This is a genomic window from Lysinibacillus sp. PWR01 (genome assembly GCF_043359455.1).
GTDB lineage: Bacteria > Bacillota > Bacilli > Bacillales_A > Planococcaceae > Lysinibacillus > Lysinibacillus fusiformis_F.
Genome location: NZ_JBHERJ010000087.1, coordinates 55,299 through 61,738, shown reverse-complemented (window position 1 = coordinate 61,738; position 6,440 = coordinate 55,299). Strand labels below are relative to the sequence as shown.

Sequence of the window (6,440 nt, the reverse complement as noted above, 5' to 3'; positions counted from 1 at the left end):
GGAAAATCCAACCTTAGCTCATAAACAGCTCTTACTTTTTCTTGGATGTGAAGGCATCCTTTTCTTGAACTAAGGCTTTCAACTTTTTTAAATAAGCATTTTCCATCCGTAAATACTCAATTTCCGCTTTTAACTCTTCCGTTGTTTTTTCATTTAAATCGGACGAAGGTGGTTGTTTTTTTGGCATTGATTGGCGCTCCTTTTCTATTTGATAGAGCACCTCTCCAGCCTTGGACATCCATTGTTTTTTCCATCTCCGAATGGTTTCACGAGAAGGAATATTAAACTTCGCAGCAGTCTGAAGGAGCGAATCGCCCGTCTCTATCAGGTGTTGAATTACTTTTATTTTAAAAGAATCTTCGTAATTCGTGAACCCTTGAGGACGAATAATTCCTTCGATGCCATGATATCGATATAATTCAATCCATAATCGAATGTACTGTCGATCCCTCTTTAATCTATTGGCAATCTGATACGTACTTTCCTTTTCTTCAAAGTAAGCTAGAACTACGGCTAATTTTTGTTCATCAGAAATCACTAACTGCACCCCCTATAGTAGATTTTTAAGTCCAATATTTTGGGTGCAGTTCACTAAATCCCCTAGGAGTGACGCTGGCTCCACTCCAATCAACCCTTCTGCAAAGTGTCTTTACTTTTTTTCATAGTAGCATAGCGATCAAATAGCACATTATCTGTATTTTTAATGAGTGACAACACCTCTTAATAAAGAGTAGTGAACAACTTCACTTTATTGAAAAACTTTTCTAAAAAGGTAACACTTTTGTAGGTTGGAGTGGAAGGCTACTTGACTCACGTGGGATAGCGAGACAGGCGAGCCACTGCACGAAGCGGCTCGACGCTCACCCACAGGAAAGCAAGTAGCCTGCAACGGAAATTCATTTCTACCTTTCAATTGACAATTTTGTTTTTCAACACTAAGAAAAAAGTGTACAGCAGAGGATGCCGTACACTTTTTTTATGTGTGTGTGTCAAAGGTGAAAGAATTAGTCACAAATCCCTAAGTCAACATCAGCGATACATTGTACAGCGCAGAAGCAAGATAAGTCTACAGTAATACAGCTATCAGTTGAGCTCCAGTCATCTACTTTACAGATTTTCTTCATGTTTATACAACAACCGTCTTTGCTTAGTAAGTCTACTGTACTTTCACTAGAGTCAAATGTACATAATGGCTCTAAAACACGTAAAGTAGCACAGCATTCATCAAACATATCTTCTACGCGGAAGAATACGGATGTACAAATGCAAGGATCTGCTGTTGGAGAGTTAAAGAATGCTTTGAAAGGAGTACCATCTTTCGTAATTAACATGAATACACGTGTATCTGCTTGAGAGCGTGCAGGACTAACAATCCCACCTAGTGGCTCTAAGAAACAGTTAGCTGTACATGGAGAACACTCATCTCGCACCGCTTGATTTTGAATATCTAAAATAGCGCGAACTACGTCACAAACGCAGCCTGCTGAATGGATTGGTCCAATAGGATTTGTTGGCTTACCACAACCCATATTGTCACCCCCTTTCCTTGTTACTACTTCTACAATATGTACTTTTGAAAACTGGACTCGGGCTTTTGTGTATATCTTTGAATGAATAGTTTTTTTATGTGTGGAGAAACTGTAAAGAAAAGGAGGGTAAAACTTGAGGCTACTAGGAATGACGTTACCGCTCTTAGTTGTTTTATCGCTGTTAAATGGTTGTGCTGAAAAGGAAAAATTTATTGTCTATGGGTCGCCGCAAAATGAAAGTGAAGTCGAAGCCCTTATAAAAGAAGAAGACTATGTTGATCGTTCGACGGTTATCCAATATGACGATAGTATGCTTGTTGCAGTACAAATTGAACCATGGAAAAAGTGGAAAAAGACTAAGCTAGAGAAAAAGTTGCAAAAAAAACTTGAAGAGAAATATCCAAACAAGGATGTGTTTGTCTCCGCTGATTATAAAATTTTTTATGAAGCCAATAAAATAAAAAAGGATCAAGTGGAAGATAATAAATTGAGCGATAAAATTACAGAACTAATAGAGCTTGCAAAGGAGGAGACATAAATGGAAAAAGAGCAATATCAACAGTTAGAGCAAAATGTTACACCCAAGCCCCCTTATTTAAAAAATATAGCAAAAGCCTTTTTCGTTGGCGGTTTTATTTGTGCAATTGGTCAAGCTGTGTCTCTTTTTTATATTATTTTCTTCAATTTTACGGAGGCAACAGCAGGAAATCCAACTGTTGCAACGATGGTATTCTTTGCCATGATTTTGACAGGTCTTGGTCTTTATAAAAGAATTGGTCAATTTGCTGGAGCAGGATCGGCAGTACCAGTAACAGGCTTTGGGAATGCCGTTATTTCGGCGGCTATCGAGCATCGTTCAGAAGGGTTAGTATTGGGAGTCGGCGGAAATTTATTTAAATTAGCAGGGTCGGTTGTTTTATTTGGTGTAGTGTCCGCGTTTTTTGTAGCGCTTATTAAATACATCCTAGTGACGATAGGAGTGGTTTCATGGTAATTGTATTTCAATCGAAGCCCTCTCTTTTAGCGGGTGGAGTGGTAGCAGGTCCTTTAGAGAATCGGAGTGTTTTTAGTCAATATTTTGACTCTGTTTATGATGATGAACGTTGGCAAATGAAAACAAATGAACAGGGGCATCGCAAAATGATCGAAGAAGCCTGTGAATTTGCTATGAAAAAAATGGGCGTACAAAAAGGTGATATCGCCTATTTGATGGGTGGGGATTTAGTCAATCAAATGACACCGACTAATTTTGCCGCTAGAGATTTAGAAATCCCCTTTATTGGACTATTTTCGGCTTGTGCCACATCAGTATCTTCAGTCATTATTGCATGCCTGTTAACAGAGTTAGGTGCTGCTAATTTTTCATTAGCAGGTGCCTCCAGTCAACATAATGCAATTGAACGTCAATTTCGTTATCCCATCAATTATGGAGCGCAAAAACCACAAACAGCTCAATGGACTGTAACCGCTGCTGGATATGCACTAATTGGGAAGCATCGCGAGGAGTATCCTTCAATAGAAGCGGCAACAATTGGCAAGTCCGTTGATTATGGTATGGATGATCCTTTCCATATGGGTGCAGCGATGGCACCAGCTGCCTTTCAAACGATTCAATCTCATTTACAACAAAGAAACCAAAAAATTTATCATTACGATTTAATTTTAACAGGTGATTTGGGACAGCTTGGGTTAAAGCTATTGAAAGGAATGCTTGTTGAAAATGGCGTGAAAAATGAAGAGCTCACGTTATTGCGTGATGCAGGTGCCGAATTTTATGGACAGGATGAAGCATTCCAGTCGGGTGCAAGTGGAGCAGGCTGTTCAGCAGCTGTTTTTTTTAGTTATGTTATTCAACAAATGCGTGCAGGGAGCTATAAGCGAGTATTGCTAGTAGCGACAGGGGCGTTATTATCTCCTCTTTCCTATCAGCAAGGCGAGACAATTCCATGTACGGCACATGCGATAGAAATTACGATGAAATGAGGCAAAAAACATGGTTATGACATTTGTATTTGCATTTATTGTTGGAGGCATTATTTGCGTCATAGGCCAATTATTAATGGATGTTGGCAATCTAACACCAGGGCATACACTAAGTACGTTAGTTGTCCTCGGTGCCATATTAGATGGTATGGGTTTATATGAGCCACTAATCAATTTTGCTGGAGCAGGGGCCACAGTACCCATTACATCCTTCGGGAATTCATTAACCCATGGTGCCCTAGCAGAGGCAGAGAAGCATGGACTTGTTGGCGTATTAACAGGCATGTTCGAAGTAACAAGCTCAGGAATCAGTGCTGCTATCGTGTTTGGCTTTATTGGTGCATTAATATTTAGACCAAAAGGAAATATTGACTAGACGAATACCCCTCCCATTTTTACGACCGAAACATATTATAGGTTGTAGAAGGGAGGGGTGCTTTTATGGGATACCAAGGCTGGGGCTCACAACCGTATGGAACTAACGTTGGTGGGTGGAACAATAGCTATTGCGGAGGATACTCTGGAGGCAACAACAACTATGGTTATGGTTCTACATTTGTTCTAATTGTTGTACTATTCATTCTATTAATTATTGTTGGCGCTACTTACATCTAATTTGATGAACATAATAAAGGCTTTAGCTTTTATTTAGGAAATGCTAAATAAAGTTAAGGCCTCCACCATTTGCGAAATGTTTCGTGCAAGATGCAAGGTCATATTGAGTTTTAATGATAGGAGGGAAAACATGCATCGCTCGTTTTTTAATTCGATTGAGAAAAAAACAGGTGTATCGATGGATGAAATCTTCGCATTAGCCAATGCCATTCAACATGCGGATTTTACCAGTGAAAAACAAGTAAGAAAAATTGTACGACGTGTTGCTAAAATATCTAACAGATCGATTACGCAAGAATTAGAAGATAAATTAGTACAATCTATTATTCAAGATGGCGCATCACTAGATTTAGATAAAATCACTAGAATGATGAAGTAGCGCATGGCATATCTACTTGGCAATGCTGCTTGTTACGATAGAGTAGATAAATGGTGGCAAGCGAATTCGTCTCTTAAAAAAGGGGTGTTACGACATTGTAAATATCGTAACACCCTTTCATTAAATGTTCTTCTCCATAGCACGGTGTGGAATACCTGCATCCATAAACTCAGGTGAGGTAACTGTAAAGCCTAGCTTTTCGTAGAAGGGAATAGCATAGCTTTGTGCATGAAGTTTTAAGGTTTTTTTATTGATAGAAATGGCATGCTTCTCCATTTCCCTCATGATTAAAGCGCCCAATTTTTTGCCACGTTGAGATTGTAAAATACAAACACGTTCAATTTTAGCTGTTTTGTTGTCAATACTGCGTAAACGTGCTGCTCCTACAGGCTCATCGTTATCATACATAATGAAATGTGTTGCAGTTGCATCCTCAGCATCACATTCTAGATGAAGCGGAACACCTTGCTCTTCAACAAACACTTTTTTGCGAATAGCAAAGGCATCATCGTGTTCTTGCTTTGTTTCAACAATTTTAACGTTATACAACAATCACTCAGCTCCAGACAAACGGAATGTTTCGTATGTTGTCCATGAACCATCTTCTAGTTGATATAAAAGATGAATGCGATCAATTGTATCTTTTTCATCAACGCCTGTCATGCGTAATTGTCCAAAGATATCGTCATGCTCAGAGGCTGACATTTTTTGAGCGATTGTAATATGAGGAACAAATACATGTTTCATTTCCCCTTTAGGGATGCTGTCTTGAAGTGCATGTTGGAATGCCGCTAATTGTTCTGTTGGTTCAATGCGGAAGTAAATCGCATTTGTTGTAGGGAAAAACGAACTTATGCGAGATGCATGAATGTTTAAAGGTGCATATTTAGCAGCAAGTTCATCTAATTGCTTGACGATGGTTTGAATCTCTTCTTCAGACGCATCGAAGCTGTCCTTTAATGTCATATGCGGTGTAATCTTCGCATAATGAGGATCGTATCGTTTGCGATAAGTGTTCGCTAAATCTTGCAATTTTTTTGATGGAAATGCCACAATACCGTACTTCATAGTCCATTACCTCCCGAATATAAACAATTTTTCTAATTAAGTATAACAGAAATTTCAGTTTTCGTAATTTGAATCGCCTAATATTAATTGAAATTTTCGATTAATGCACGTCGAAGATCTGGTTTCCAATATTTCCATGTATGATTGCCATCGAACTCGTCATAAAATGTAGTAAACCCTTTACTGATCATGAGATCATGCAATTGACGATTAGGTGTTAAAAAATCTTTGATGGTTTTATCCATTGTCACAACCTGATCTTCGCCTTTGCCGACAATATGGTAGATAGAAATGGACCCTGGATCTTTAAAATTTTCAACAGCCTTTAACACATCAGCGTCAACGTATGGTGATTGTAGAATGACTTTGCCAAAGATGCTTGGGTACTTTAAAGCAGCCATTAAGGAAGCTGTAGCAGCCATAGAGTCACCAATCACTCCACGACTCATACCCATTTGGTAAGTGGCATACTCACGATCTAAATACGGTACTAGCTCATGTGCTAAAAAGCGAAGATAGGATTCATGTTGCTCACCGCTCGGAATATATTTATGTCGTCGATCTTTTATGTCTTTGTAAGGAACAAATGCAATAATTAAATTTTCGATTTCATAGTCATCAATCAGTTCATCAGCTAGCTTTGTAATACCACCAAGTTGGAAATAGTCTTTACCGTCTGATGCGATTAAAATATTGTATTTATATAGTGGAGAATAATTTGCAGGAACATAAATATAGAGCTGTAATTCCTCCTGTAATGACTCACTGTAAAATGTTAAATCCTGTACTGTTCCCTTATCCAATGATGACACTCCTTCTTATGTTTGTAACAAAATTGTACCATATTACGTAAGTAAAGGTATAAT

General features: G+C 38.5%; 11 protein-coding genes. 6 read left to right on the top strand and 5 right to left on the bottom strand.

Features of this window, described 5'->3' with window-relative positions; all coding sequences use genetic code 11:
• Positions 1-31: 31 nt before the first annotated feature.
• Together ACEVFT_RS19575 and ACEVFT_RS19570 are read right to left on the bottom strand one after the other, a co-directional pair.
• Positions 32-538 (bottom strand): helix-turn-helix domain-containing protein, encoded by a 507-nt coding sequence (locus tag ACEVFT_RS19575; protein WP_393951047.1) that lies wholly within the window; start codon positions 536-538, stop codon positions 32-34.
• A 466-nt stretch (positions 539-1,004) separates the two neighbouring features.
• Positions 1,005-1,529: a CotY/CotZ family spore coat protein gene (locus ACEVFT_RS19570; RefSeq protein WP_004230953.1), complete on the bottom strand. Its 525-nt coding sequence runs from the start codon at positions 1,527-1,529 to the stop codon at positions 1,005-1,007.
• Between the two features lie 133 nt (positions 1,530-1,662).
• On the opposite strand from ACEVFT_RS19570, the gene ACEVFT_RS19565 reads away from it, so the two are divergent.
• The 6 genes from ACEVFT_RS19565 to ACEVFT_RS19540 all read left to right on the top strand — a co-directional run bounded on the left by ACEVFT_RS19565 (position 1,663) and on the right by ACEVFT_RS19540 (position 4,506).
• A complete protein-coding gene (locus ACEVFT_RS19565; protein WP_342442512.1) occupies positions 1,663-2,067 on the top strand; it encodes a YhcN/YlaJ family sporulation lipoprotein in 405 nt (134 codons plus the stop codon).
• Positions 2,068-2,523: a stage V sporulation protein AC gene (gene spoVAC, locus ACEVFT_RS19560; RefSeq protein ID WP_205441410.1), complete on the top strand. Its 456-nt coding sequence runs from the start codon at positions 2,068-2,070 to the stop codon at positions 2,521-2,523. It abuts the gene before it with no gap.
• On the top strand, positions 2,517-3,512 hold the full coding sequence (locus ACEVFT_RS19555) for a stage V sporulation protein AD (protein ID WP_342533971.1): 996 nt from the start codon (positions 2,517-2,519) through the stop codon (positions 3,510-3,512). The genes spoVAC and ACEVFT_RS19555 overlap by 7 nt, the downstream gene beginning before the upstream one ends.
• Positions 3,513-3,528: 16 nt before the next feature.
• Positions 3,529-3,888 (top strand): stage V sporulation protein AE, encoded by a 360-nt coding sequence (spoVAE, locus tag ACEVFT_RS19550; protein ID WP_205447265.1) that lies wholly within the window; start codon positions 3,529-3,531, stop codon positions 3,886-3,888.
• Between the two features lie 65 nt (positions 3,889-3,953).
• Positions 3,954-4,127 carry a YjcZ family sporulation protein gene (locus ACEVFT_RS19545; RefSeq protein WP_205441421.1) on the top strand — a complete coding sequence of 58 codons (174 nt, stop codon included), beginning with the start codon at positions 3,954-3,956 and terminating at the stop codon, positions 4,125-4,127.
• A 130-nt stretch (positions 4,128-4,257) separates the two neighbouring features.
• Positions 4,258-4,506, top strand: a complete 249-nt coding sequence (locus ACEVFT_RS19540; protein WP_141904781.1) for a stage VI sporulation protein F — start codon at positions 4,258-4,260, stop codon at positions 4,504-4,506.
• A gap of 120 nt (positions 4,507-4,626) precedes the next feature.
• On the opposite strand, the gene ACEVFT_RS19535 is transcribed toward ACEVFT_RS19540, so the two are convergent.
• The 3 genes from ACEVFT_RS19535 to ACEVFT_RS19525 form a co-directional block, all read right to left on the bottom strand.
• A complete protein-coding gene (locus ACEVFT_RS19535) occupies positions 4,627-5,055 on the bottom strand; it encodes a GNAT family N-acetyltransferase (RefSeq protein ID WP_205441423.1) in 429 nt (142 codons plus the stop codon).
• 3 nt (positions 5,056-5,058) lie between these two features.
• Positions 5,059-5,574 carry a YjcG family protein gene (locus ACEVFT_RS19530; protein ID WP_205441425.1) on the bottom strand — a complete coding sequence of 172 codons (516 nt, stop codon included), beginning with the start codon at positions 5,572-5,574 and terminating at the stop codon, positions 5,059-5,061.
• A gap of 83 nt (positions 5,575-5,657) precedes the next feature.
• Positions 5,658-6,377, bottom strand: coding sequence for an alpha/beta hydrolase (locus ACEVFT_RS19525; protein WP_205441427.1), 720 nt, complete (start codon positions 6,375-6,377; stop codon positions 5,658-5,660).
• Between the last annotated feature and the right edge of the window lie 63 nt (positions 6,378-6,440).